Origin of the sequence: Mesorhizobium sp. CA4, assembly GCF_020165075.1 — a bacterium.
GTDB lineage: Bacteria > Pseudomonadota > Alphaproteobacteria > Rhizobiales > Rhizobiaceae > Mesorhizobium.
On record NZ_JAIUHK010000012.1, the window covers coordinates 127422 to 152600 of the forward strand.

Below are 25179 nucleotides of genomic sequence, written 5' to 3' on the forward strand. Positions count from 1 at the left end.
TACTTGGCAAGTCGGCCGATGGAAACCCGATCCGGCGCTGGCCTAATGTTTGGCTAGGCTCCGCTAGTTATCAACTCTCCCGAAGGCCGGCACGTCGCCGATCACTTCGCGCTTGTCCTTGCCGCAGGTGAAGGTTTTCGCCTTCTCGTCGGCGAGCTTGCGCGCCTGGTCGTTGGCCTGCGGATTGCCGGTGGCTAAGACCAGGCCGATCGTGCAGCCTCGGTGTTCTTCCGGCTGCGCCACCTTGGCGACGACGAGCACCTCGGTCGATTTCTTCTCGTCCTCGGGATTGCTGACCGAGCGACGGTGGATGGCGGCGAAGGGGATGGCGACGTCGCCATTGGTCTCGATGCGCCATTCCACCTTCGGGCCGGAGCCGTTGAAGGCGGTGAAGCTCTCCCAGACCGCGGTCATGTCCTCGGACGGAAAGCCGTAATAGACGGATTCCCGCGCATCGTCGTAGCCGATCAGCACCGGGTAGCCGCGGTAGCCCGAGCAGGCGAGGCTCGCCCAGTCGCCGTCACCTTCCGCGGCCTGCGCATAGGTCACGCAGTCCTTCTTCCAGTCGAGATCGGTATAGGCGCTGGAGATGTCGCCGGCTTCGGCCGCCTGGCAGAAACCGGTGAGGGCAAGCGGGATCAGAAGGGCACGCATGACGGGCAATTCCGTTTCGAGGCGCCGGAAGCGTAATGCGGCCTGTTATTTCTTCAAGCTGGCTTCGATCAAGAGATCGGCGTTGCGGGCAACCGCCGCCGCCGGTCCGCCAACGCCAAACAGCTGGCCGCTGATATAAGCGCCCTCGATGAGCAGCAGCAGTCCGTCGCCCAGCGTGTCGGGATCGGCGGCACCCATCGCGGCGGCCATGGCGCGCAGGCGGCGGCGCAGTTCCATTTTGTTATTCTCGCTCACCACCCGCGCGGGATGGCCGCGCTCGGGATATTCCACCGCAGCGTTGGTCATGCCGCAGCCGCGATAATCGGGCTTTTGCGTGCGTTTGCCGACGCGGGTCAGGAAGGCGGTGATCTGGGCGCGCGGATCGCCCGGATGCGAGTCGACGGCTTCGTCGAAGCGCTCCCAGAATTCGAGGTCGTATTTGCGCAGATAGGAAGCGGCAAGCTCGTCCTTGGAGGGGAAGCTGCGATAGAGGCTCGGCTTGGTCACGCCGGCGCGCTTGACGATCTCGTCGACGCCGATCGCCCTGATGCCTTCGCGGTAAAAAAGGTCGCGCGCCACGTCCAGGATCTTGTCCGCCGCTCTGGGAGCAGGGGTATCGCTCACGGACGCTTCAATTTTATTGTCGGATGGCATTCAAACAACTCGCTTGACAATGTTACTGACCGGTACGTATGTATGGCCTCACTCCATTGCAACGTACCGGTCAGTAACATGATAATCCAGTCCCGTCCGTTTGGCCAGCGCTACGCCTTCGTTGTCGTTGCCGTCATTTTCCTATGCCTGCTGATCGCCGCCGGGCTTCGCTCCGCGCCGTCGGTGATGATGGTGCCGCTGGAGGAAAGCTTCGGCTGGCGTCGCGACGTGACGTCCTGGGCCGCCAGCGTCGGCATCCTGCTTTACGGCTTGACCGGACCGTTCGCCGCCGCGCTGATGGAACGCATCGGGCTGCGCCGTACGCTGCTTGGCGCGCTGCTGGTGATGTCGGGATCGACCGCGCTCAGCCTGTTCATGACTGAGCCCTGGCATCTTTTCCTCACCTGGGGCGTGTTTTCCGGCGTCGGTTCGGGCGCGGTGGCGAGCGTGCTGGGCGCCACCATCGTCAATCGCTGGTTCAAGACCAATCGCGGCCTGATGATGGGCCTGATGTCGGCCTCCAGCGCCACCGGCATGCTGGTGTTCCTGCCGGTGATCGCCTCGCTGGCGCAAAGCGGCGGCTGGAAGCCTGTCGCGACCGCCGTGGCGCTGACCACCGCCGCGCTGATCCCATTCGTCCTCCTGCTGGTGCCGGAACGCCCGGCTTCGATCGGCCAGGTGCGCTACGGCGCCGATGCGAATGACCTGCCGCCGGTGTCGCCGGCATCGCAGGGCAATTTCCTGGCGCATACGCTGAACACGCTGCGCCGCGCGGCCGGTACCCGGGTGTTCTGGTACCTGTTTGCCACCTTCTTCGTCTGCGGCTTCACCACCAATGGTCTCGTCGGCACGCATCTCATCGCCTTCTGCGGCGATATGGGCATCGGCGAGGTGCAGGCGGCCGGGCTGTTGTCGATGATGGGCATTTTCGACCTGATCGGCACGACGTTGTCCGGCTGGCTCACCGACCGTTTCGACCCGCGCAAGCTGCTCGGCGTGTATTACGCCGTGCGTGGGCTGTCGCTGATCTACCTGCCCTATTCCGGCTTCTCCGCGACCAGCCTGATAATCTTCGCCGTGCTCTACGGGCTCGACTGGATCGCCACCGTGCCGCCGACGCTGCGGCTGGCCAACGAGGCTTTCGGCGACCGCAGCGGGCCGATCGTGTTCGGCTGGATCGTCGCCGGACACCAGATCGGCGCCGCGGCCGCCGCCGCCTTCGGCGGCACGATGCGCGAGCTGCAGGGCAATTACGAGCTGGCCTTCCTGATCGCCGGCATGACGGGCATCGCGGCGGCGTGTATCTCGCTCTTGATCAACACCGACAGGCCGGCGTTCGAGCCGGAGCCGCAGGCGGCTTGAGCACCGCTAATCTCCCTCCTTGAGGGGGAGATGGCCGCGAAGCGGTCAGAGGGGTCGTCTCACATAGATCACCGACGATGTCTGTGTCACCGAGCGCGTTGCCGCTCCACGCCAGGCGACCCCTCTGTCGCCTTTGGCGACATCTCCCCTCGAGGGGGAGAAGATATCCTGTTCACTGTTATCAAAACTTCATGGTTCCGAGACACGCCTGAAACATTCAGGCGAGAGCTTGGCGGTCCCGTTCAAAGCCCATCCGGAGACAGCCATGAACAAGATCTTATTGACCCGCCGCGCTTTCGTCACCTCGGCCAGCGCCTTTGGCCTTGTCGGCGCCTCCGGTCTTGCGCTGCCCTATTATTCCCGCGCCAATCAGCGTCCGGCCTTCACGCATGGCGTCCAGTCCGGCGACGTCGACGCCACGTCGGGCATGGTGTGGACCCGCACCGATCGCCCGGCGCGCGTGATGTATGAAGTGTCGACCACCGAAAGCTTCGCCAATGCGACGCGGCTCGCGCCGCTCGATACCTCGCCGGCCAGCGACTACACGGTGAAGCGGCTGCTCACCGATCTCGCCTCCGACCAGGACATCTTCTATCGCATGGTCGCCGCCGACCTCTCCGACATCAATGCCGTGTCCGAGCCGATCGTCGGCCGCTTCCGCACCGCGCCGTCCTCGAAGCGCGATGTGCGCTTCGCCTGGTCGGGCGACACCGCCGGCCAGGGCTGGGGCATCGACGAGACCGGCATGAAGACCTATTCGACCATCGCCAAGCACACGCCGGATTTCTTCCTGCATTCCGGCGACACGATCTATGCCGACGGCGCCTTGAAGGATGAAGTCGACCTGCCCGGCGGCGGCAAGTGGAAGAACGTCGTCATGCTCGACGGCAAGCGCAAGGTCGCCGAGACGCTGGACGAGTATCGCGACCAGTGGAAATACAACATGATGGACAAGCATGTGCTTGCCCTCTCAGCGATCTGCCCGACCTTCTACCAGTGGGACGACCATGAGGTGCTCAACAACTGGTCGGACTCGAAAGACCTGACCGCCGACGACCGCTACAAGGAAAAGTCGATCCATGTGCTGGCGGCCAGGGCCGCGCGCGCCTTCCATGAGATGACGACCATCCGCTACGAGCCGTCGGAGCCAGGCCGCGTCTACCGCAAGGTCTCGCATGGGCCGCTGCTCGACGTGTTCTTCCTCGACATGCGCTCCTATCGCGGCCCGAACGGTCCCAATCTGCAGGAAACGCTGACGCCGAAGTCGCGCATGATCGGCGAAGAGCAGTCCAAGTGGCTGAAGCGCGGGCTGGCGAATTCCAAGGCGACGTGGAAGATCATCGCCGCCGACATGCCACTCAGCCTCGTCGTCTGGAATGACGCGGCGAAGAAGGTCGGCTTCGAGGCCGTCAGCAACAACGACAATGGCGCGCCGAAGGGCCGCGAGCTCGAATTTGCCGACGTGCTGCGCTTCATCAAGAATGCCGGCATCACTAACACGGTGTGGCTGACCGCCGACGTCCACTACACGGCGGCGCATTACTACAACCCCGACAAGGCGCAGTTCCAGGACTTCAACCCGTTCTGGGAATTCGTTTCAGGCCCGATCCATGCCGGCAGCTTCGGCCCCAACGATCTCGATATGACTTTTGGGCCGGAGCTGAAGTTCATCAAGGCGCCGACCGCCGAACAGGGCCAGAACCTGCCGCCGTCAGCCGGCCTGCAGTTCTTCGGGCTGGTCGATATTTCCGGTGCGACGGAGCAGCTGACGGTGCGCTTGATGGATCGCGATGACAACGAGCTTTACAAGGTGACGCTCGATCCGGTGCGGTCCGCGTAAGGTCGGCGCGAGGCACACCCCTCTCTGCCCTGCCGGGCATCTCCCCGGAAGGGGGGAGATTGGCAGCTTCGACCCTGCCGCTCGTCTTTCAGCGCTGGAGATTGGCGAAAGCCGACGCGACATCCGATCTCCCCCCTTGCGGGGGAGATGCCCGGCAGGGCAGAGAGGGGTGTGCCGGAACGCTACGCTTGTCGTATTGCAGCCGCGACCGTCAGTCCGGATAGCAAGCCCGTGGAACGTTGGGCCAGACTGCGGTGTCGCAGTTGGCATCCCTCTGGCGCTGCTTGAAGGCGGCGCTGACCGGGCCGGTGACGATCGGGTCGACTCCGTCAGGGGCGTCGGCGAACATCTGCTGCGCGGTCCTGGCGTCGGGCGGCGCGATCGGTTCGGCTTCCCTGAGGGCTGCCGCCGACTGCGCCGCGCCCGCCGCGACGAGCACGCCAAGCGCTGCCCACGCGAAAACCGGACGCAATCTGGACATCTGATCGGTCATGAACATCGAACTGCCCGGCCCCTCAAAGGTTCCGCCTTGGTTAACGGAATCATTTCACACCAAGACGTTTAAGAATCAGTGACCATGTATTTGGGGTCCGGCCTCCCCTTTCGCAATTGCGAAAAACCTTGTATGAGCCGCGCAACCGAAAAAGGCGGCGCTTTTGGGCCTGCCGCCTGCAACATTCCCGAGACCAGACACATGAACCTCCGCAATATCGCGATCATCGCGCACGTCGACCATGGCAAAACCACGCTTGTCGACCAGCTCCTGAAACAGTCCGGCGCCTTCCGCGACAACCAGCGCGTCGCCGAGCGCGCCATGGATTCCAACGACCTCGAAAAAGAGCGCGGCATCACCATCCTGGCCAAGGCGACCTCGGTCGACTGGCACGGCACCCGCATCAACATCGTCGACACGCCCGGACACGCCGATTTCGGCGGCGAGGTCGAGCGCATCCTGTCGATGGTGGATTCGGCGATCGTGCTCGTCGACGCAGCCGAAGGCCCGATGCCGCAGACCAAATTCGTCGTCGGCAAGGCGCTCAAGGTCGGCCTGCGCCCCATCGTCGTCATCAACAAGATCGACCGTCCGGACGCCCGCCATATCGAAGTGGTCAACGAGGTGTTCGACCTCTTCGCAGCGCTCGACGCCACCGACGAGCAGCTCGATTTCCCGATTTTATACGGTTCGGGCCGCGACGGCTGGGTCTCGGAAAATCCGGAAGGCCCGAAAGACCAGGGTCTCGCCCCGCTGTTCGATCTCGTCGTCAAGCATGTGCCGGCGCCGACGGTGCATCCCGGCCCATTCCGCATGATCGGCACCATCCTCGAGGCCAACCCGTTCCTCGGCCGCATCATCACCGGCCGCATCGAGTCCGGCACGCTGAAGGCCAACCAGGCTGTCAAGGTGCTGCATCATGATGGCACGCAGATCGAGACCGGCCGCATCTCGAAGATCCTCGCCTTCCGGGGCCTCGAGCGCCAGCCGATCGAGGAAGCCCAGGCGGGCGACATCGTGGCCATCGCCGGCCTGTCCAAAGGCACCGTCGCCGATACGTTCTGCGATCCGGCGGTGAGCGAGCCGCTGCATGCGCAGCCGATCGACCCGCCGACCGTGACCATGTCCTTCCTGGTCAACGACAGCCCGCTTGCCGGCACCGAAGGCGACAAGGTGACCAGCCGCGTCATCCGCGACCGCCTGCTGCGCGAGGCCGAGGGCAATGTCGCGCTGAAGATCGAGGAATCGGCCGAAAAGGACTCCTTCTTCGTCTCCGGCCGCGGCGAATTGCAGCTCGCGGTGCTGATCGAGACGATGCGCCGCGAGGGCTTCGAGCTCGCCGTGTCGCGACCGCGCGTCGTCATGCAGAAGGGCGATGACGGCCAGCTGCTCGAGCCGGTCGAGGAAGTCGTCATCGACGTCGACGAGGAGCATGCCGGCGTCGTCGTGCAGAAGATGTCGGAGCGCAAGGCCGAGATGGTCGAGCTGCGCCCGTCCGGCGGAAACCGCCAGCGCCTGGTCTTCCACGCCCCGACGCGCGGCCTGATCGGCTATCAGTCGGAGCTGTTGACCGACACGCGCGGCACCGCCGTGATGAACCGCCTGTTCTTCGCCTATGAGCTCTATAAGGGCGAGCTGCCCGGGCGCACCAATGGCGTGCTGATCTCCAACGAGCAGGGCGAGTCGGTCGCTTACGCCATGTGGAACCTCGAAGACCGCGGTCCGATGATCATCGATCCGGGCGTCAAGGTCTATCAGGGCATGATCATCGGCATCCACAGCCGTGACAACGACCTCGAAGTGAACGTGCTCAAGGGCAAGAAGCTCACCAACATCCGCGCCGCCGGCAAGGACGAGGCGGTGAAGCTAACCCCGCCGATTCGCATGACGCTGGAGCGGGCGCTCGCCTGGATCCAGGACGACGAGCTGGTCGAGGTGACGCCGAAGACCATCCGCCTGCGCAAGCTCTATCTCGACCCGAACGAGCGCAAGCGCTTCGAGAAGGCGTCCAAGGTGATGGGCGCGGCGTAAGGTTTCAGCCAAGGGTTCAAAAGAGGGAGTGAAAGCTCCCTCTTTTCGCTTCAGCGGCACGCAGCCGACAGGATGGTGCCGCAATCGGCCTCCCCGGCCAGATCGATGCGCACCGCCAGGCCGTTGCGAAGCGGTTTCCGCAACGCCTTGGCGCCGTCCGGTTCGATGGTCAGCCGCCTTCGGTTATCCAGGGCCTGAAGCCTTGACCGCGAAAGGCCGAGCTCGCCGGTAAGCAGGCGGTCCAGCCGTAAAGGCGTCGTGCCCTCGAGCCGAAGCTCGAGCGTGAGCGCGGTCGCGCATCCCGGCTCGCCGTCCAGAAGCTCCTTTCGGGCCGTGACGCTGGGAAATTCCTCGATCCGGCCAGCCCGACCGCGCAGCATAGCGCCATCGAAGGCGTGGCGGCGGACAAGGTGCGGATCGTTGCTTTCAAGCGCGGCGAGCAGCGCCGGCTCGATGTCGCGGCGGTTTCGCCGTTCCAGGATGGCGAAATTCCAGGAATTGTCGCAGTCGACGCAGCGATAGATCAGCTAGACGTCAATGCGCTTGCCATTGGCATTGACGCGGAATTTCCCGCCGCACTGATAAGGCTTGAGGCCGCCGCAGCGATTGCAATTGATGAGAGGTCGAGGCGCGATTGCGGGCGCAATCGTCCAGCGGATACATAGGGTAGACATGCCGGCAGGCCCTTCCCGTCGGGAAGTCCGTCAGGCCGGCGATGTCCGAGATGCCCCTCATGGGCCACGGCGTGGCGAAGACTGTGTGTTGAAGGTCAGGCGTCGGCGCGGATTGCACGCGACGGCGGCTCAGCAATGCCAAACCGGTCCCGAACCCCCGCCTGAAGAACACGTGAAATGGAGCAGGCGCCAATGACCGCGCCTGCGGTGCACTCAGAGAAGTTGGCGAGACCGGCCGTTACTGAGGCAAAGCGATGCTCGAAATGGATGTCGGGATGGGTCTTCTAGCGGGACGTTGACGAAGGAGCAAGGTTTAGGGTGCCGAGGTTGGCGCTGCCCCTCATTGCCCTGCCGGGCATTTCTCCCCGCAAACGGGGAGAGGCTGGCCGCGACGCCGGCGCCCATTCTGCGATGTTTGCGATTGGCGAAATCGTCAGCGCTATGTCCCTTCTCCCCGTTCAACGGGGAGAAGATGGCGGCAGCCAGATGAGGGGCGGCGCCGGCGCTGGCAGTTGTTGTCGCCTTGGATGAACGGTCGCGCCTTGCCGGGGCGTGCCAAATCTACTCTGATCGGCTATCGTTCTTTTCTATCTTATAGGAAGCGACCTCATGCATCTCGCCTCGCTGCTGATCTTCGCCGCCGCTTTGTTCGTTGCCGCCGGCTCACCCGGCCCGTCGATCGCAGCACTTGTGGCGCGGGTGATCTCGAAAGGGTTCCGCGACGTCTTCCCCTTCCTGCTGGCGATGTGGGTCGGCGAGGCCATCTGGCTGTCGCTGGCGGTGTTCGGGCTCGCCGTCGTGGCGCAGACCTTCCATTACGCGTTCGTCGTCGTGAAATGGGCGGGTGTCGCCTATCTCGCTTATCTCGCTTTCAAGATGTGGACGGCGCCGGTCGAGGCCAAGGAAGGCGAGATGCCGCGCGAAGACTCGCCCGTGAAACTGTTCTTTGCAGGCATGGCGGTGACGCTCGGCAATCCCAAGATCATGATGTTCTATCTGGCGCTGCTGCCGACCATCATCGATCTTGCCTCGGTCAGCGTTGTCGGCTGGGTCGAGCTGACGCTGACCATGGCTATCGTGCTGGTGGTCATCGACCTTGCCTGGGTACTGGCCGCTTCGCAGGCGCGCCGGCTCTTGAAGAGCAAGCGCGCCATGAAGATCGCCAACCGCATCAGCGCCACGACGATGGCGGGCGCGGCCGCGGCAATCGCCGCGCGATAGAGCGCCGGCCTCACATCATTTCAATGATCGGCGCGACCTCGACGCTGAAGCCAGCGTCCATCAGGATCGGGCAGTCCTTGGCTTTGGCGACGGCATCGTCGATGTCCCTGGCTTCAACGATTGTGTAGCCGGCAGTCGGATTGCTGCCGCCATTGTTCTCGATCTTGCCGCTGGGCAGCACCGTCTTCGACATGCCGACCGGATTGCCGCCGTCGACCACGGCCGAGCCGAGTCTGTCGTACCAGCCGGTCCAGGCATCCATAGCCGCTTTGCGTTCGGCGTCATCGGTCGGCATCTTGCCGGAGCCGTGATAGACATAGAGAAATTTCGCCATGTTCACCTCCCTTGTCGGCGGCGTCGAACCGGCATGCGGCAACGCCGCTTGCGATATGCAGCGGTGCTGCGATCCGATATGCAGCGGTGCTGCGATCTGTGATATGCGGCTTTGCCGCAGTCCTGATCATCGGACCAAACAGCGCCGCGGGCAATGAAAAATTCGAGATTGCTAATGTAAAGTCCGCGGCCTCTCTTGCCATGGCGTGATATTCGGGGTTCGGCCGCATATCGACTGCGGCGGCCACCCGGTTCGACATGTTGAAGAAGGCGGCGGTCGAGGCGATGTCCCAGATGTCGCGGTCGGAGAAGCCGGCCTGGCGCAAGGCGGCGCGGTCGGCTTCGACGATCCTGGCCGGCTCTTCGGTCAGCTTAACGGCGAATTCGAGCATGGCGCGCTGGCGGTCCGACAGATCGGCGGCCCGGAAATTCATCACCATCATCTCGCCAAGCGCCGGCTCACCCGACAGCTGACGCACCGCCGCGCCATGCGCGGTCAGGCAGTAGAAGCAGTGATTGATCGAGGAGACGACCACGGCGATCATCTCGCGCTCCAGCTTCGACAAGCCGGACTCGCCCAGCATCAGGTCGTTATACATATCGGTGAAGGCGCGCAGCTTCTTCTCGTCGAAGGCGTAGGCGAGAAGCACGTTGGGCACGAGGCCGAGCTTCTCCCGACATTTGTCGAAATAGGCTTTCGTCGCCTCGCTGAGTTCCGCCTGGACAAAGGTCAAGCGCGGTGATTTGGCCGGTCATCTGGTTTCTCCTCGCGAGCCGATGGCGTCGGTTCGAATTTTTTAAAGCGTCGTCAAACCTTTGTCGCCAAACAGCGCTCATCTGGCTACCATAGTCGCAAAAGCATATAGCGGGAGGGACTAAGCGTCATGGCCAGCGTGAAATCCAAGCCGAGGAAGAAAGCCGCCGCGAAAGCGGAGGAGAAACCCGCAAGGCTTTCCGACTATCTGCTGGCGCGGGCGCCTGCCGAGGACATCGCGGCCTATGATGTGACCGACCTGGAGCGCGCCGGCGAGCTCGCCGGCCGAGCGGTCTCCAGCCACAGGAAAGGCGACAGCGTCGTCGCCGTCGAAGCCGATTCAGGCGTTGCCTGCGACGGCCGGCCGGTCACGGTCATAACCGTCGTCAACGACAACATGCCGTTCCTGTTCGATTCCATCCTCGGCGAGATCACCGAGACAAGCGGTGAGCCGACCCTGGTCACCCATCCGATCGTCACCGTCCGCCACGGCAAGACCGGTGTGGTCGAGGTGCTTGGCGAAGGCGGCAAGGAGGATGACGACCGGCTGAGCGTCGTCCATGTGCATATTCCGCGGCTGACCGCCGACCAGGCGAAAAACCTCGCCGAGCGGCTGCGCAAGGTGCTTTCCCAGGTCCGCGCCGCCGTCGTCGACTGGAAGCGCATGCTTGCCCGTCTCGACCAAGCGATTTCCGAATTCCGCTATATGGCGGTGCCGCTCGACAAGAAGAGCGTCGCCGAGGCGATCGCCTTCCTCGAATGGCTGCGCGACGACAATTTCACCTTCCTCGGCATGCGCGAATTCAAATATATCGGCGGCGAGGAGAGCGGCAACCTTGAGCGCGCCGAGAAGCCCGGCCTCGGCATCCTGTCCGATCCCGACGTGCTGGTGCTGAGGCGCGGCACCGAGGCGGTGACGACGACGCCCGAAATCCGCGCCTTCCTGCACGGGCCGGAGCCGCTGATCGTCACCAAGGCCAACGCCAAGTCGTCGGTGCATCGCCGCACCTATCTCGATTACATCGGCATCAAGACCTACACGGCGAAAGGCGCGCTGGCGGGCGAGTTGCGCATCGTCGGCCTATTCACCTCCACCGCCTACACGCGCTCGGTGATGAAGATCCCCTATCTGCGCTCGAAGGCCGAGGCCGTCATTTCGAAATCCGGCTTCGATCCGCACGATCATTCCGGCAAGGCGCTGATCAACATCCTGGAAAGCTATCCGCGCGACGAGCTGTTCCAGGTCTCCGTTCCCATCCTGCGCAAGCATGCCAGCGCCATTCTTGGGCTCATCGAGCGGCCGCGGGTGCGGGCGCTGGTGCGCGTCGATCAGTTCGATCGCTTCGTCTCGGTCATCGTCTTCGTGCCGCGCGACCGCTATGACAGCGTCGTGCGCGAGAAGGTCGGCACCTATCTGAAAACCGTGTTCGAGGGCCGGCTGTCGGCCTATTACCCGGCCTTCCCGGAAGGCGGACTGGCGCGGGTGCATTTCATCATCGGCCGTTCCGGCGGCAAGACACCGAAGGTCGAGCAGTCGACGATCGAGGCGGCGATCCGCGACATCGTGCGCACCTGGGAGGACGCCTTGTCCGAAGCCGCGGAGGCGGCCGGCAGCGATCCAGGCTTAAAGGCGATCGCGGCGCGTTTTCCAGAGAGTTATCGCGATAGCTTCTCGGCCGCGGTGGCGCTGGCCGATGCCGGGCGCATCGCGAAGATCAGCGCCGACAATCCGATCGCCATCGATTATTATCGCCATGCCGACCAGAAGCCGCATCAGGCGGCTTTGAAGATCCACCATTTCGGCAGCCCGGTGGCGCTGTCTCGGCGCGTGCCGGTGCTGGAAAATATCGGCTTCCGCGTCATCAGCGAGCGCACTTTCGAGGTCGCCGACGCCGGTTCCGGCAAGGTCTTCATCCACGACATGGAGCTGGAGAACAGCTACGGGAAGCCGATCGATCTTACGGATGGCGGCGCGCTGTTCGAGGACGCCTTCCTGTCGGTCTGGCGCGGCGATGTCGACAATGACGGCTATAACGGCCTGGCGCAGACGGCCGGCCTGTGGTCCGGCGAGATCACCATCCTGCGCGCCTATGGCCGCTACCTGCAGCAGGCCGGCATTCCGCAGAGCCAGGATTTCATCGCCGCCGCGCTCAACCGCTACCCGGAGATCGCGCGCGGCCTGCACGCGCTGTTCGTCGCCCGGCTCGGACCGACGGCGGCAGGCGACGGCGTGGTCGCGGCCAAGCACCTCAAGGCCAAGATCAAGGATGCGCTGGAGGAGGTGCCCAATATCGACGACGACACCATCATCCGCCGCTATCTCAACCTCGTAGAAGCCTCGCTGCGCACCAATCATTTCGCAGCCGATACGAAAGCGAAAGGGCGGTCGCTGGCGATCAAGCTCGACTCGCAGGCGATCGAAGGCCTGCCGGCGCCGCGGCCATGGCGCGAGATCTTCGTCTACGGCTCCGAGGTCGAGGGCGTGCATCTGCGCTTCGGCCCGGTGGCGCGCGGCGGCCTGCGCTGGTCGGATCGCGCCCAGGACTACCGCACCGAGGTGCTTGGGTTGGTCAAGGCGCAGCAGGTCAAGAACGCGGTTATCGTGCCGGTCGGCGCCAAGGGCGGCTTCTATCCGAAGAAGCTGCCGATGAGCGCCGGGCGCGACGCCATCTTCGAAGCCGGCACCTCGGCCTACAAGAACTTCGTCTCCAGCCTGCTTTCGATCACCGACAATATCGGCGTCGACGGCGTCATCCCGCCGGCGGGCGTGGTGCGGCGCGACCAGGACGATCCCTATTTCGTCGTTGCCGCCGACAAGGGCACGGCGACCTTTTCCGACATCGCCAACGCGATTTCCGAGAAGCATCACTTCTGGCTGGACGACGCCTTCGCCAGCGGCGGCTCGGCCGGCTACGACCATAAGAAGATGGGCATCACCGCCAAGGGCGCCTGGGAAGCGGTGAAGCGGCATTTCCGCGAGATGAATCGCGACATCCAGACCTCGCCCTTCACCGTCGTCGGCGTCGGTGACATGTCGGGCGACGTGTTCGGCAACGGCATGCTGTTGTCTCCGGCCACGAGGCTGATCGCCGCCTTCGACCATCGCGACATCTTCATCGATCCCGATCCGGACATGGCCGCCTCGATGGCCGAACGCCAGCGCATGTTTGCGCTGCCGCGCTCGTCCTGGCAGGACTATAACAAGTCGAAGCTGTCGCAAGGCGGCATCATCGTCTCGCGCAACCAGAAATCGATCACGCTGCCGCAAGCGGCGGCCGCCGCGATCGGGTTGTCCAAGACCACGGCGACGCCGGTCGAGATCATGAACGCCATCCTCAAGGCGCCGGTCGATCTTCTGTGGTTCGGCGGCATCGGCACCTATGTGCGGGCTTCCGGCGAAAGCAATCAGGATGTCGGCGACCGCGCCAATGATGCCATCCGCGTCACCGCGCTCGATGTCCGGGCGAAGGTCATCGGCGAGGGCGCCAATCTTGGCGTCACGCAGCGGGCGCGCATCGAGTTCGGCATGAATGGCGGCCGCTGCAACTCCGACGCCATCGACAATTCGGGCGGCGTCAACTGTTCCGACGTCGAGGTCAACATCAAGATCGCGCTGGCGTCAGCCATGCGCAAAGGATCGCTGACCAGGCCGGCGCGCAACAAGCTGCTCGCCGAAATGACCGACGAGGTCAGCGCGCTGGTGCTCGCCAACAACTACCAGCAGACGCTGGCACTATCGCTGGCGCGCAAGCGCGGGCTCGCCGACATAGCGCACCAGGCGCGCTTCATGACGGCGCTGGAAGCGCGCGGCCTGCTCGACCGCGCGGTCGAGACGCTGCCTTCGCCGGCGGCGCTCGCCGAACGGGAGGCGCGCGGCGAGCCGCTGACCAGGGCCGAGCTCGGCGTGCTGCTCGCCTATGCCAAGATCGTGCTGTTTTCCGACATCGTCGCCAGCGACGTGCCGGACGATCAGCATTTCGACCGCGACCTGATGGGCTATTTCCCGGAACGCATGGCCAAGAAATTTGCCGGCGAGATCCACGACCACAGGCTGCGCCGCGAGATCATCGCGCGCGTCGTCGCCAACGACCTGGTCAATCGCGGCGGCCCGTCCTTCGTCAACCGGCTGCAGGAATCGACCGGCCGCACGGCTGCCGATGTCGTGCGCACCTTCGCCGTGGTCCGCGACGGCTTCACGCTGCCGGCGCTCTACAAGGAAATCGACGCGCTCGACAACCAGATCGACGGCCAGGTCCAGCTCGATCTCTATCAGGCGGTTAGCCGGCTCATCTTCATGACCAGCGGCTGGTATCTGAAGAACGAAGCGGGCTCCGCGCCGCTCGGGCAGCGCATCGCCGAATTGCAGGAAGCCCGCAAGGCGCTTGAACCGAAGCTTCTCTCGCTGCTGCCGGCCTTCTCGCGCGAGCGCATCGAGGAGCGGCGGCACGGCCTGTTCAAGGGCGGCGCGCCGGAAAAGCTCGCCGGGCAGCTCGCTCTGACCGAGGTGGCCGAGTTGATCCCGGATGTCGCGCTCACCGCACGCACCGCCAGTGCCGACATCGTCAGCGCGGCCAAGGCCTTCTTCGCCGTCAGCGACGCCTTCCGCATCCCACGCGTCGAGGAAGCCGCGCGTTCGATCATGCCGGCGGATTATTACGACCAGCTGGCGCTGTCGCGCGCGACCGACACGATCGGTGTGGCGCGTCGGGGCATCGCGGTGGCGGCGCTCACCGGTTACGGCACGGCGGCGGATCCGGTCGCGGCCTGGCTCGAAGCCGGCGGCGAGCGCGTCGGGCGCATCCGCGAACGGCTGCAGGCGCTGACCGAAGGCGGCGACATCACCGTGTCGCGGCTGTCGGTGGCATCCGGCCTGATGAGCGACCTGACGGGGATGTGAAGTTCCTCGCGCCCCTGCCAAAGCGGCTGGCCTTTGGCGATAGGTGCATGGCAGCTTGGCGCATGTATTGCCTATGCTGCACTGGTCGACCCCCACTCCGTGTCGGCTTCGCCGAGCCACCTCTCCCCCGATCGACGGGGGAGAGGAAAGGCGCCAAGCTTTTTGCCGTCACTCGTCCAGCAAGGCTCCCTTCCTTTCCCTCCGGAGGGAGGAAACGTGGCGCTGCGAAGCAGCGACGGATTGGGGAACCACGTGGCAATCAAGCCTCGGCGTGATCAGTCGCGCCAGTCACAGAAGATGTCTGCATAGCGTAGCCCACTCGTGGGGCGGGGAATTGGCCCCATGCTTGTTCATTTGCATCGCTGCTTGAAAACATGCAGACATGCGCCCGACGCGAGCGATGCCAGGGGAATCAGCATGGCGGCAGTAGAGACAGTGCAGCGGGCATCGGGGCGCGGCATCTGGGGCTGGATGTTCTTCGACTGGGCGGCGCAGCCTTTCTTCACCGTCGTCACCACCTTCATCTTCGGGCCATATTTCGTCTCTCGCATGGCGAGCGATCCGACCGCCGGGCAGGCCGCCTGGGGCTACGGCATTGCCGCCGCCGGACTGGTCATTGCGGTGCTGTCGCCGGTGCTCGGCTCGATCGCCGACCAGACCGGGCCGCGCAAGCCCTGGATCGCCTTTTTCGCGGCGATCAAGATCGTCAGCCTAAGCCTGTTGTGGTTCGCGGCACCGGGCTCGAACCTGTTCCTGGTCGTGCTGTTGTTCTCGCTGGCTTCGGTGGCTGCCGAATTCTCGACCGTGTTCAACGATTCCATGATGCCGCGGCTGGTGCCGAAGGAAGAGATCGGCCGGATTTCCAACGTCGCCTGGGGCCTCGGCTATCTCGGCGGCATGGTGGCGCTGATCTTCGTGGTGCTGTTCCTGGCCGGTAATCTCGAAACGGGCAAGACGATCATCGGCCTCGACCCGCTGTTCGGGCTCGATCCGAAGCTCGGCGAAGACGCGCGCTTCACCGGGCCGATGTCGGCCGGCTGGTATTTCCTGTTTATCCTGCCGATGTTCTTCTTCACGCCCGACGCCATCAAGGGAATCCCGATCGGGCCGGCGGTGCGCGAGGGTCTGTCCGAGTTGAAGTCGACGCTTGCCGAAGTGCGCCAACGCAGCGGCATCCTGCGCTTCCTCCTGGCCCGCATGGTCTATCAGGACGGCGTCAATGCGCTGCTCGCGCTCGGCGGCACGTTCGCAGCCGGCATGTTCCACTGGTCGATCACCGAGATCGGCATGTTCGGCATCATCCTCAACGTCGTCGCCATCTTCGGCTGTTGGATCGCGGCACGGCTCGATACCGCGCTCGGCTCCAAGGCCGTGGTGATGATCGCGCTGGTGATGCTGTCGGTCGCCACGATCGGCGTCATCTCGACCGGGCCGGGCTTCACGCTGCTCGGCCTGATCGCGCTGTCGACCGCCGATTCCGGCGGCCTGTTCGGTACCGCGGCCGAGAAAGCCTATATCCTCTACGGCCTGCTGATCGGGCTTGCCTTCGGTCCCGTGCAGGCTTCGTCGCGATCCTACATGGCGCGCAGCGTGACCGCCGCCGAGTCCGGCCGCTATTTCGGCATCTATGCGCTGGCCGGCCGGGCAACCAGCTTCCTGGCGCCATTCATGGTGGCGACCATTACCACCATGAGCGATTCACCACGGCTCGGTATGGCGGCGATCATCCTGTTCCTGGGCATCGGCATGGCGATCCTGGCGGGGACACCCTATCCGGCGGATAAGCGGTAGTATTTCCCTTCTCCCCTTGTGGGAGAAGGTGGCCGAGCGAAGCTCGGACGGATGAGGGGTGTTGGAAGGATCGCTGCCGAAAACGTAAGCGCCTGGAATCATTTGGTTTCCGGACGCCTCACTCTGCTGGAACACCCCTCATCCGTCTTGCCGCTTCGCGGCAATCCACCTTCTCCCACAAGGGGGAGAAGGAAAAAGCGCTCAATGCCTGAAGTGCCTCACCCCGGTGAACACCATGGCGATGCCGTGCTCGTCGGCGGCGCCGATGACGTCGTCGTCGCGCATCGAGCCGCCGGGCTGGATCACCGCGGTGGCGCCGGCCTCGATGGCCGACAATAGCCCATCGGCGAAGGGGAAGAAGGCGTCCGAGGCGACGACCGAACCTTTGGTCAGCGGCTCGGCGATGCCCGCAGCCTCCGCTGCGTCCAGCGCCTTGCGGGCGGCGATGCGCGAGGAATCGACGCGGCTCATCTGGCCGGCGCCGATGCCGACCGTCGCTCCGTCCTTCACATAGACGATGGCGTTGGACTTGACGTGCTTGGCGACACGGAAGGCGAATTTGAGGTCGGCCAGTTCAGCCGGTGTCGGCGCGCGCTTCGTCACCACTTTCAGCTCTAGGTCGTCGACAACGGCATTGTCGCGGCCTTGCACCAAAAACCCGCCGGCGACGGATTTCACCGTCCTGCCGGCGGCGCGCGGGTCGGGCAGGCCGCCGGTGACCAGCAGGCGCAAATTCTTCTTCGCCGCGACGATCGCGGCGGCCTCGTCGGTGGCGTCCGGCGCGATGATGACCTCGGTGAAGGTCTTGACGATTTCCTCCGCCGCCTCGGCATCGAGGATGCGGTTCATGGCGACGATGCCGCCGAAGGCCGAGACCGGGTCGCAGGCCAACGCCCTGGCGTAGGCCGATTTCAGCGTTTCACCTTCCGCGACGCCGCACGGGTTGGCGTGCTTGATGATGGCGATCGCCGCCGAGCGCGCGGGATCGAACTCGCCCACTAGCTCGAAGGCGGCGTCGGTGTCGTTGATGTTGTTGTAGGAGAGTTGCTTGCCCTGCAGCTGTCTGGCGGTCGCGACTCCCGGCCGCTTGTCGCCCGAGAGGTAGAAGCCTGCATCCTGGTGCGGGTTCTCGCCATAGCGCATCACCTGGTCGAGCCGGCCACCGAACGCGCGCCATGTCGGGTGCTCGATCTCCAGCGCCTCGGCGAACCAGCCGGAGATCGCCGCATCATAGGTGGCGGTGCGGGCGAAGGCCTTCGCCGCCAGCATCTTGCGGAAGTCGAGCGAGAGCGAGCCGAGATTCATCTCCAGCGCGTTGACGACGGAGGCATAGTCGACCGGGTCGGTGACGATGGCGACATAGGCGTGGTTCTTGGCCGAGGCGCGGATCATCGCCGGGCCGCCGATGTCGATGTTCTCGACGATCGAGGCATAGCCGGCGCCGGAGCGGCGGACGTCCTCGAACGGATAGAGATTGCAGACGACGAGATCGATCGGCTCGATGTTGTGGTCGTGCATCGCCTTGACATGCTCGGCGTCGTCGCGGATGCCGAGCAGCGCGCCATGCACCGACGGATGCAAGGTCTTCACCCGCCCATCCATGATCTCGGGAAAGCCGGTGAGCTCGGAGACGTCGCGGACCACCAGGCCCGCCCCGGCGAGGGCCTTTGCCGTGCCGCCCGTCGAAACCAGCTCGACGCCGGCCGCGGCGAGCGCCCTGGCGAAGTCGATCAGGCCGGTCTTGTCGAAGACGGAAAGCAGCGCGCGGCGCACCGGAACGAGGTCAGGCGCCGGAATGTTTTTTGTGGGCACGGCCATGACGGGCGGCCTTTCAGAGCTGTTGGAAGGGGATGCTGGCCGGCCCTAGCATATGAGGCCCGGAAATCAAGTGAGTCTCGGAAATCAAGCACGCAGCTGGGTTTGTCCGAAATTCAGTTGTTCTCGGGATGGCCGGCGATATCGGTGCGGGTCAGTTGCCAGTGGACCTCGGCAATTTCCGAGGCCTTGAAGGCGAGCACGATCTGCCGGCTGCGGCGTGGGCCGCCCAATCCGGCGAAGTAGATCGATTCCTCGACCTCCGGCGCCACCTCGGCACAAGTGAAGACCCAGCTGTCGCCCTGGGCGGCGGCAAGAGTGAGCCGGTCGTGGTCGTCCTGCAGCAGGCCGATATCGGGGTGGACATGAAAACGCACCGTGACGAAGTCGCGGCCGTTGTTGCGGATCGCCGCATTGCCCGGGCGCAGGAAACGGTCGCGGCCGGCGAGCACGTTGCCGTTCGTGGTCAGCTTCAGCTCGCGCTCATGCAGGAAGCCGAATTGCTGGACATAGCCGTCATGGCGGGCGACGAAGCCGTGCACGCCCTTCTGGTCGAGGCGTTTGCAGGGCACATGCTGCGGGCCGCCGATCAGCGGCGAACCCAAAAGATCGCTGACGCGCAGCGAGTGGCTGAAGCGCGCTGAGGAGGTGTCGTTGATAGTGGCAGTCGAATGCGCGGCGGTGGCGCGGGCGAGCGGGCGGAATTCCGGGGCGCCGTAGGTGTCGATGCCGGCATTGACGATGAAGTGGTGGCGGCCGGAGGAGAGTTCGAAGGCGAGACAGCCGGCATGTGCTGCGTTGGAGACCTCGACCGGCGGCGGCAGGCCGGTGTCGGCGATCACCGTCACACCACCCATCGACAGACGCTCGTAGCCGGAATGCGGCGCATGCAGCAGCGGCGCGCCCGCCGTGTCGTCATGGCGCATGATGGTGGCGATGCGGTCGTGGATGGTAGCACCCATGCCGTTGAAGCGGGCGAGGCTGCCGTTCTGGTGACGGAAGAAACGCAGCGCCGGCAGCATGCGGTCGATGGCGCCGATCAGCGCCGACGGCGGCGCCTCGGCCTGGTTGGCATAGGTCTGGCGCAGCGGCAGGAGATCGGCCAGCACTTCCAGCACCGCCATCGGGTTGCGCGAGATGTGGCCGCCATCGGGCAGGATCTGGCGGTCGAGCTCCTCGGCCAGATTGCGCGTCGCGGCGCGCAGCGCCGAGGCCGGCGCCGGCAGCGATAGCGCCGCGAAGGCGAGCGCGATGCGGGCGCGCAGCCTGCCTTCGCCATCCGGCATTTCGCGCGCCATCGAACGCAGGTAACGGATCTGCACGGCGAGCGATTTGAGGAAGGCGCGATAGAAGGGAAATTCGGCGCCTTGCAGCACCACCGTGGAATGCTGCAGCCAGGCGATGACGCGCTTGGCCGTCGTTCCGGGCTCCCAGGCGATGCCCGAAATCTGGTTGCCGTGCATGGCGATCCAGTCGGTCACGAGCGCCCTGGCATTGGCCGCGGCAAGCTCGGTGCCGGTGGCGCGCATGTGGCGCAGCCAGCGAAAGCCGTGCAGCGATTTCTGCCAGCCGCGATTGGGCACGTCGACCTGGAAGGGCGACCTGCCGCCGGTCTCGACCAGATGGCCGGACAGCGGGTAGCGGCCGTAATAGATCTCCAGCGCGATCTGCGGATCGGCAAGCCGCAGGTCAGGCGGGGCGATCAGGACGCGTTCGGGCGTGCGGCCGGAATAGCGCCAGCGATAGATCGGCCCGGCGCGGAGGCGCTGGCGCGTTTTGCGCCAGAACTCCCTCGCGACAAGCGTCCAAAGACGCGTCGTGCTGCCGGCAACAAGTGCCAATAGCCCTCCTGATGTCCCCATAACCCAAGCACAAGCTTATGCGATTCAAGAACTTATGCGAAGGCGGATTTCGCCGTCGTGAGCCACTTCACGCCGCCTTGCCCGTGCAGTCGCTAAAAAAGTCAGCAAGTTTTATGAGATAGCGTTTCAATCGGTCCGCCTCATCCGCGCGGCAAAGAAGCCGTCCAGGCCTGAAATCCCGGGCGATTCCAGCGCGAGGTCGGCCGGCGTGGTGCGCAATGTCCCATCCGACGTCAGGAATGGATCGACGCCGGCAAATTCGCCGGTCCGGATCGGATCGGCGGCGACCCCGGGCTTGCCGGCGAGGAAGGCGCGACAAAGCTCCTCCCCCTCGATCGGGTCGAGCGAGCAGTTGGAGAACACGATCCGTCCTCCGGACCTGACGAGGCCGACAGCATGCGCAAGCAGCCGGCACTGGAGATCGGCGAGCTTTTCGACATCCGCCATGGTCTTGGTCCAGGGCACGTCGGGGTGGCGGCGCACCGTGCCGGTCGAGGAGCAGGGCGCATCGAGCAGCACGGCGTCGAACAAGTGCGCCGGCCGGTAATCCAGGAGGTCGGTCAGAACGAGATCGGCCGTCAGGCCGAGGCGGTCGAGATTCTGCTTCAGCCGCGCCAGCCGGTTCTTTGAGGCATCGATAGCGGTGACCTGCGCGCCGGCCAGGATAAGCTGCGCCGTCTTGCCGCCGGGCGCGGCGCACAGATCGGCAACGCGCTGGCCCCTGATGTCGCCGAACAGGCGCGCCGGCAGGCTTGCGGCGGCATCCTGCACCCACCAGGCGCCGTCTGTGAAACCGGGAAGGTCGGCGACATTGGCAGCGAGTTTTTCGACACGCACCGTGCCGGTCGGCAGCACGATACCGCCCAGCCGCTCGGCCCAGGCCGCCGGATCGGCCTTGACCGTGAAATCGACCGGCGCCTCGTGCCGATGCGCGGCAAGGACGGCGCGTGCCTTGTCCGCTCCGTAGGCGGCAGTTAGCCGCTCCGAAAACCATTGCGGCGCCTCGCGGGTGGCGGCAAGCGCTGGAGCAAGCTCGGTCTCCTTGGCGCGGGCCAGCGAGCGCAGCACACCGTTGACGAGGCCTGAAAAGCGCAGCGTTCGCGGATCGGACTTGGCGTGGGTTACGGCAAGGTCGACGGCGGCGCTGTCGGGAACATCGAGGAACAGGATCTGCGCGGCGGCGACATGGAGGATATGCGAGAGCGCCGTGGCGTTGGGCGGCAGCGGCTTTTCCAGGCGCTTCGACAGCAACCCGGCAATGGTCATGCGGTGGCGCAGCGCGGTCACCAGGATGGCGCGCACCAGCGCGCGGTCGCGGCTGTCCAGCGCCTTGTATTGCGGGTGGCCGTGCTCGTTGTCGGTCAACCCGTCCAGCGGCGTGCGTGCGTCGATGACGGCGGCAAGCAGCCGCGCCGCCGCCTTGCGCGCGGCAAGGCCGGCTATCTCGTCACCGGCATTGCGTTGCGGATAGGCTGAATGTCCGCGCCTCGGCGGCGTCACGACCAGGGCCCCTTCGAGCGGACATTGCGCGGTCCGGTCGGGTTGCGGCCCCAGGGATTGGGCTTTGGCGGCGGCGGTTCGGTCTCCGGGGCCGGGTCTGCCGGCTTACCCCATGGCCCCGCTGATGGCTCCTCGGGCTGGATGGGTGGCGGAGAAGCCGCGCGCCGACTAGCCGGCGCGGCGCCGGCCATCGCGCGCGCCATCTCCTGCAGCGCCGCAATGCGGTTCTCCGTGCTCGGATGGGTCGAGAACAGATTGTCCATGCGCTCGCCATGCAGGGGGTTGATGATGAAAAGATGCGCCATCGCCGGATTGCGCTCGGCATCCTCATTGGGGATCTGTTCGGCGCCGCGCGCGATCTTGTTGAGCGCCGAGGCCAGCCATAGCGGGTGGCCGCAGATTTCGGCGCCGCGCCGGTCGGCCTCGTATTCGCGGGTGCGGCTCACCGCCATCTGCACGATCATGGCGGCAAGAGGCGCGACCAGCATGGCCACCAGCACGCCGACAAAGCCGAACGGATTGTTGTTCTCCCGGCTGCCGCCGAAGAAGAAGGCAAAATTACCGAGCATCGAGATGGCGCCGGCAAGCGTCGCCACGATCGTCATGGTCAGCGTGTCGCGATGCTGCACATGGGCAAGCTCATGCGCCATCACCGCCGCGACTTCTTCATGCGAGAGCCGCTCGAGCAGGCCGGTGGACGCCGCAACGGCAGCATTTTCGGGATTGCGGCCGGTGGCGAAGGCGTTGGGCTGCGGGTTGTCGATCAGATAGGTCTTCGGCATCGGCAGGCCGGCCTGCTTGGCCAGCGCCTGGACGATCGCGTAATATTCGGGCGCATTCTTCTCGTCGACCTCTACGGCGTGGTTCATCGACAGCACCATCTTGTCGGCGTTCCAATAGCTGAACAGATTGGTGCCGGCGGCGATCAGAAGCGCGATGATCATGCCACCCGAGCCGCCGATCAGATAGCCGACGCCCATGAACAGCGCCGTCATGGCGGCAAGAAGCATGGCGGTGCGAAGCGTGTTCATCGTTTCATCCGTCTGACGTTGTGGCGAATAAGGGTCGATCCTTCTCGTATCATGGCTATATGATGGGAGGCGCCGGTCTTCGTTTCAATCGGCGGGAGTATCGCATGACCGAAGAACCCAGCAAAACCGAAGCAGTTGCAACGACCAAAGAGCTGCAAAAAACGCTGACCCCAGCGGCGCAGCGCGCATTGGCCGAAGCCGAAGCGCGTCGCCGGAACTACCGGGCGGCGGAAGCGCAATTGCCGAAGGAAATCGGCGGCCGCGGCGGCAAGGAGCCCGGCCGCTACGGCGACTGGGAGGTGAAGGGGCTCGCCACCGACTTCTAAGCGACCGCGCGCTCGGGCGCGAGCGCGATCCAGCCACTGACGTCCACCGCGATGCCGAGTTCGTCATAGGAACGGATTGCCGGATGTGGCGTGACGAGGGGGTGGACATGCGTGGCGCCGATCACCATCACCGACGCGCCGGAAGCCTCGGCCGCCGCGATGCCCGCCGGCGCATCCTCGAAGACCAGGCAGTCGCGCGCCTCGACGCGGAGACGGCTTGCCGCCAGCAGGAAGCAGTCCGGCGCCGGCTTGCCGTGGGTGACGTCTTCGGCCGTGACCATCATGGCCGGAACCGGAATGCCGGCCGCCTTGATGCGCAGCAGCGCCAGTTCGCGCGGCGCCGAGGTGACGATCGCCCAGCGCTCTGGTGGCAGCGAATCCAGGAACGCGACGGCGCCGGGGATAGGGACGATGCCTTCGAGATCGTCGGCTTCGGCCTTGAGCAGCAAATCCGCTTCCGCAACCGGATCGACGCCTGGAAGCTTCAGCGCGGCGATCGTCTCTCGCGCGCGCCTGCCATGGATCGTCGGCAGGAAGGCCGGGACATCGAGCCCGTGATGCTCCGCCCATTTCGTCCACACCCGTTCCGTCGCGGCGATCGAGTTGAGCACCGTGCCGTCCATGTCGAACAGGAAGGCGGCGAATTTTCTGCCTGCAAACATCGGATGTCCTGGAGAATCGTTTTTCGGGAGGGGCGAAACGCGAAGACCAGTCTAGACCGGCCGGCATCGCCTGAGAAGGCGATACGCCGTCAATTCGACCCGACCCTGGAACAAGCTCCGGCTCGCGGCGTTGAACAAGCGGTCTTTCCAAAATTATCAAAAGGGGGCGTGCGGATGCTGATCCGGCTCGGCTATGAAATCGCCATCGAATGCGCCGCGGTGACGCCGATCATCTCGCTTCTCGACATCCATCCCGAACGCCATGCCGACATCAAACGGCAGACGCGGGTTCTGACCTCGCCCTCGGTGCCGACCCGGACCTATCGCGACCGCCACGGCAATATCTGCCGTCGTTTCACGGCGCCGGCAGGCAACTTCCGCATCCTCTATGACGCGGCGGTCGAGGACAGCGGCGAGACCGACGAGGTGAACACGCTGGCGCACGAGACGCCTGTCGCGGAACTGCCGGACGATGTGCTGGTCTATCTGCTCGGCAGCCGCTATTGCGAGACCGACCACGTCAGCAACACCGCCTGGCAGCTTTTCGGCCAGCTGCCGCCCGGCTGGGCGCGCGTCCAGGCGATCGTCGATTATGTCAACAGCCGGCTTTCCTTCGGCTACGGCTATGCGCGCGCCACACGCACGGCGGCCCAGGCGCATGAGGAGCGTGTCGGGGTATGCCGCGATTTCGCGCATCTGGCGATCTCGCTTTGCCGATGCATGAACATTCCGGCGCGCTATGTGAACGGCTATCTCGGCGATATCGGCGTGCCGGTCGACCCGGCGCCGATGGATTTCTCGGCCTGGATGGAAGTCTACCTCGACGGCAAATGGTACACCTTCGATCCGCGCCACAACCGGCCCCGCATCGGCCGCGTCGTCATCGCGCGCGGCCGCGACGCCACCGACGTGCCACTGCTGCACAGTTTCGGCCCGCACCGACTCACCCTGTTCAAGGTCTGGACCTATGAGCAGGAGGGCCATCTCTTCAATCCGCCGCATCACGGCGTCGATCGGACGGCCAGCGCGCAGATGCTGGCATAGAGGTCGGTTGATGTTCAGGTGATGCCGGCCCGAGAATGGCTGTTGCGCTTTCCTCGCCCCAAGACTCTCCGGCCGCGCCCTGTTCCATCACGGCTAACGCAGCCGCTGGCCCGCTTCGGCACAGTTCGATTGTGCCGAAGAGAGAACGACCGCGACAGCCCTCGAGATTATGGTAAGCGCTTCATGAAGGTCGCCTCTCCAGTGCATTTTCATTTACTTCGCATTCAGCTTTAAC

Annotated in this window: 19 protein-coding genes and 1 pseudogene; 9 read left to right on the top strand and 11 right to left on the bottom strand. The window is 64.9% G+C overall.

Annotation, left to right across the window (positions count from 1 at the left end; translation table 11 throughout):
- Nucleotides 1-63: 63 nt before the first annotated feature.
- Both LB528_RS12735 and LB528_RS12740 read right to left on the bottom strand, forming a co-directional pair.
- Nucleotides 64-654: a hypothetical protein gene (locus tag LB528_RS12735; RefSeq protein WP_224715137.1), complete on the bottom strand. Its 591-nt coding sequence runs from the start codon at nt 652-654 to the stop codon at nt 64-66.
- A gap of 45 nt (nt 655-699) precedes the next feature.
- A complete protein-coding gene (locus LB528_RS12740; protein WP_224715138.1) occupies nt 700-1308 on the bottom strand; it encodes a TetR/AcrR family transcriptional regulator in 609 nt (202 codons plus the stop codon).
- 78 nt (nt 1309-1386) lie between these two features.
- Between LB528_RS12740 and LB528_RS12745 the strand changes: the two genes are divergently transcribed.
- The gene (locus LB528_RS12745) at nt 1387-2670 is read left to right on the top strand and encodes an MFS transporter (RefSeq protein WP_224715139.1); all 1284 of its coding nucleotides are present in this window, start codon (nt 1387-1389) and stop codon (nt 2668-2670) included.
- Nucleotides 2671-2935: 265 nt separating this feature from the next.
- Complete coding sequence (locus tag LB528_RS12750; RefSeq protein WP_224715140.1) at nt 2936-4510, top strand: alkaline phosphatase D family protein; 1575 nt, start codon at nt 2936-2938, stop codon at nt 4508-4510.
- A gap of 211 nt (nt 4511-4721) precedes the next feature.
- On the opposite strand, the gene LB528_RS12755 is transcribed toward LB528_RS12750, so the two are convergent.
- On the bottom strand, nt 4722-5009 hold the full coding sequence (locus LB528_RS12755) for a hypothetical protein (RefSeq protein WP_224715141.1): 288 nt from the start codon (nt 5007-5009) through the stop codon (nt 4722-4724).
- A gap of 195 nt (nt 5010-5204) precedes the next feature.
- Here LB528_RS12755 and typA point away from each other — a divergent pair, with 195 nt between their 5' ends.
- On the top strand, nt 5205-7034 hold the full coding sequence (typA, locus tag LB528_RS12760) for a translational GTPase TypA (RefSeq protein WP_224715142.1): 1830 nt from the start codon (nt 5205-5207) through the stop codon (nt 7032-7034).
- Nucleotides 7035-7084: 50 nt separating this feature from the next.
- Here typA and LB528_RS12765 read toward each other — a convergent pair whose 3' ends face one another.
- Complete coding sequence (locus LB528_RS12765) at nt 7085-7516, bottom strand: DUF1062 domain-containing protein (RefSeq protein ID WP_411962155.1); 432 nt, start codon at nt 7514-7516, stop codon at nt 7085-7087.
- Between LB528_RS12765 and LB528_RS30535 the strand changes: the two genes are divergently transcribed.
- The gene (locus LB528_RS30535) at nt 7430-7699 is read left to right on the top strand and encodes a hypothetical protein (RefSeq protein ID WP_411962152.1); all 270 of its coding nucleotides are present in this window, start codon (nt 7430-7432) and stop codon (nt 7697-7699) included. The genes LB528_RS12765 and LB528_RS30535 overlap by 87 nt on opposite strands.
- Before the next feature lie 618 nt (nt 7700-8317).
- Entirely contained in the window at nt 8318-8929 is a 612-nt protein-coding gene (locus tag LB528_RS12770) for a LysE family translocator (RefSeq protein ID WP_224715143.1), read from the top strand.
- 10 nt (nt 8930-8939) lie between these two features.
- Here LB528_RS12770 and LB528_RS12775 read toward each other — a convergent pair whose 3' ends face one another.
- A complete protein-coding gene (locus LB528_RS12775) occupies nt 8940-9263 on the bottom strand; it encodes a hypothetical protein (protein WP_224715144.1) in 324 nt (107 codons plus the stop codon).
- 193 nt (nt 9264-9456) lie between these two features.
- A pseudogene (locus LB528_RS12780) lies at nt 9457-10018 on the bottom strand (peroxidase-related enzyme); the annotation flags it as partial.
- Nucleotides 10019-10146: 128 nt separating this feature from the next.
- Here LB528_RS12780 and LB528_RS12785 point away from each other — a divergent pair.
- Both LB528_RS12785 and LB528_RS12790 read left to right on the top strand, forming a co-directional pair.
- Nucleotides 10147-14913 carry an NAD-glutamate dehydrogenase gene (locus LB528_RS12785; protein ID WP_224715145.1) on the top strand — a complete coding sequence of 1589 codons (4767 nt, stop codon included), beginning with the start codon at nt 10147-10149 and terminating at the stop codon, nt 14911-14913.
- 417 nt (nt 14914-15330) lie between these two features.
- A complete protein-coding gene (locus LB528_RS12790; protein ID WP_224715146.1) occupies nt 15331-16704 on the top strand; it encodes an MFS transporter in 1374 nt (457 codons plus the stop codon).
- A 201-nt stretch (nt 16705-16905) separates the two neighbouring features.
- Here LB528_RS12790 and purH read toward each other — a convergent pair whose 3' ends face one another.
- The 4 genes from purH to htpX all read right to left on the bottom strand — a co-directional run bounded on the left by purH (nt 16906) and on the right by htpX (nt 22912).
- Nucleotides 16906-18522, bottom strand: a complete 1617-nt coding sequence (gene purH, locus LB528_RS12795) for a bifunctional phosphoribosylaminoimidazolecarboxamide formyltransferase/IMP cyclohydrolase (RefSeq protein WP_224715147.1) — start codon at nt 18520-18522, stop codon at nt 16906-16908.
- Nucleotides 18523-18635: 113 nt separating this feature from the next.
- On the bottom strand, nt 18636-20381 hold the full coding sequence (locus LB528_RS12800; RefSeq protein ID WP_411962153.1) for a heparinase II/III family protein: 1746 nt from the start codon (nt 20379-20381) through the stop codon (nt 18636-18638).
- A gap of 126 nt (nt 20382-20507) precedes the next feature.
- A complete protein-coding gene (locus LB528_RS12805) occupies nt 20508-21887 on the bottom strand; it encodes an RsmB/NOP family class I SAM-dependent RNA methyltransferase (protein ID WP_263487237.1) in 1380 nt (459 codons plus the stop codon).
- The gene (gene htpX / locus LB528_RS12810; RefSeq protein ID WP_224715150.1) at nt 21878-22912 is read right to left on the bottom strand and encodes a zinc metalloprotease HtpX; all 1035 of its coding nucleotides are present in this window, start codon (nt 22910-22912) and stop codon (nt 21878-21880) included. The genes LB528_RS12805 and htpX overlap by 10 nt, the downstream gene beginning before the upstream one ends.
- A 104-nt stretch (nt 22913-23016) precedes the next feature.
- Here htpX and LB528_RS12815 point away from each other — a divergent pair, with 104 nt between their 5' ends.
- Nucleotides 23017-23238: a DUF1674 domain-containing protein gene (locus LB528_RS12815; protein ID WP_224517019.1), complete on the top strand. Its 222-nt coding sequence runs from the start codon at nt 23017-23019 to the stop codon at nt 23236-23238.
- On the opposite strand, the gene LB528_RS12820 is transcribed toward LB528_RS12815, so the two are convergent.
- Nucleotides 23235-23900, bottom strand: coding sequence for an HAD-IA family hydrolase (locus LB528_RS12820; RefSeq protein WP_224715151.1), 666 nt, complete (start codon nt 23898-23900; stop codon nt 23235-23237). The two genes, LB528_RS12815 and LB528_RS12820, sit on opposite strands and share 4 nt — an antisense overlap.
- Nucleotides 23901-24074: 174 nt before the next feature.
- Here LB528_RS12820 and LB528_RS12825 point away from each other — a divergent pair, with 174 nt between their 5' ends.
- Nucleotides 24075-24944 carry a transglutaminase-like domain-containing protein gene (locus LB528_RS12825; protein ID WP_224715152.1) on the top strand — a complete coding sequence of 290 codons (870 nt, stop codon included), beginning with the start codon at nt 24075-24077 and terminating at the stop codon, nt 24942-24944.
- Nucleotides 24945-25179 lie beyond the last annotated feature (235 nt).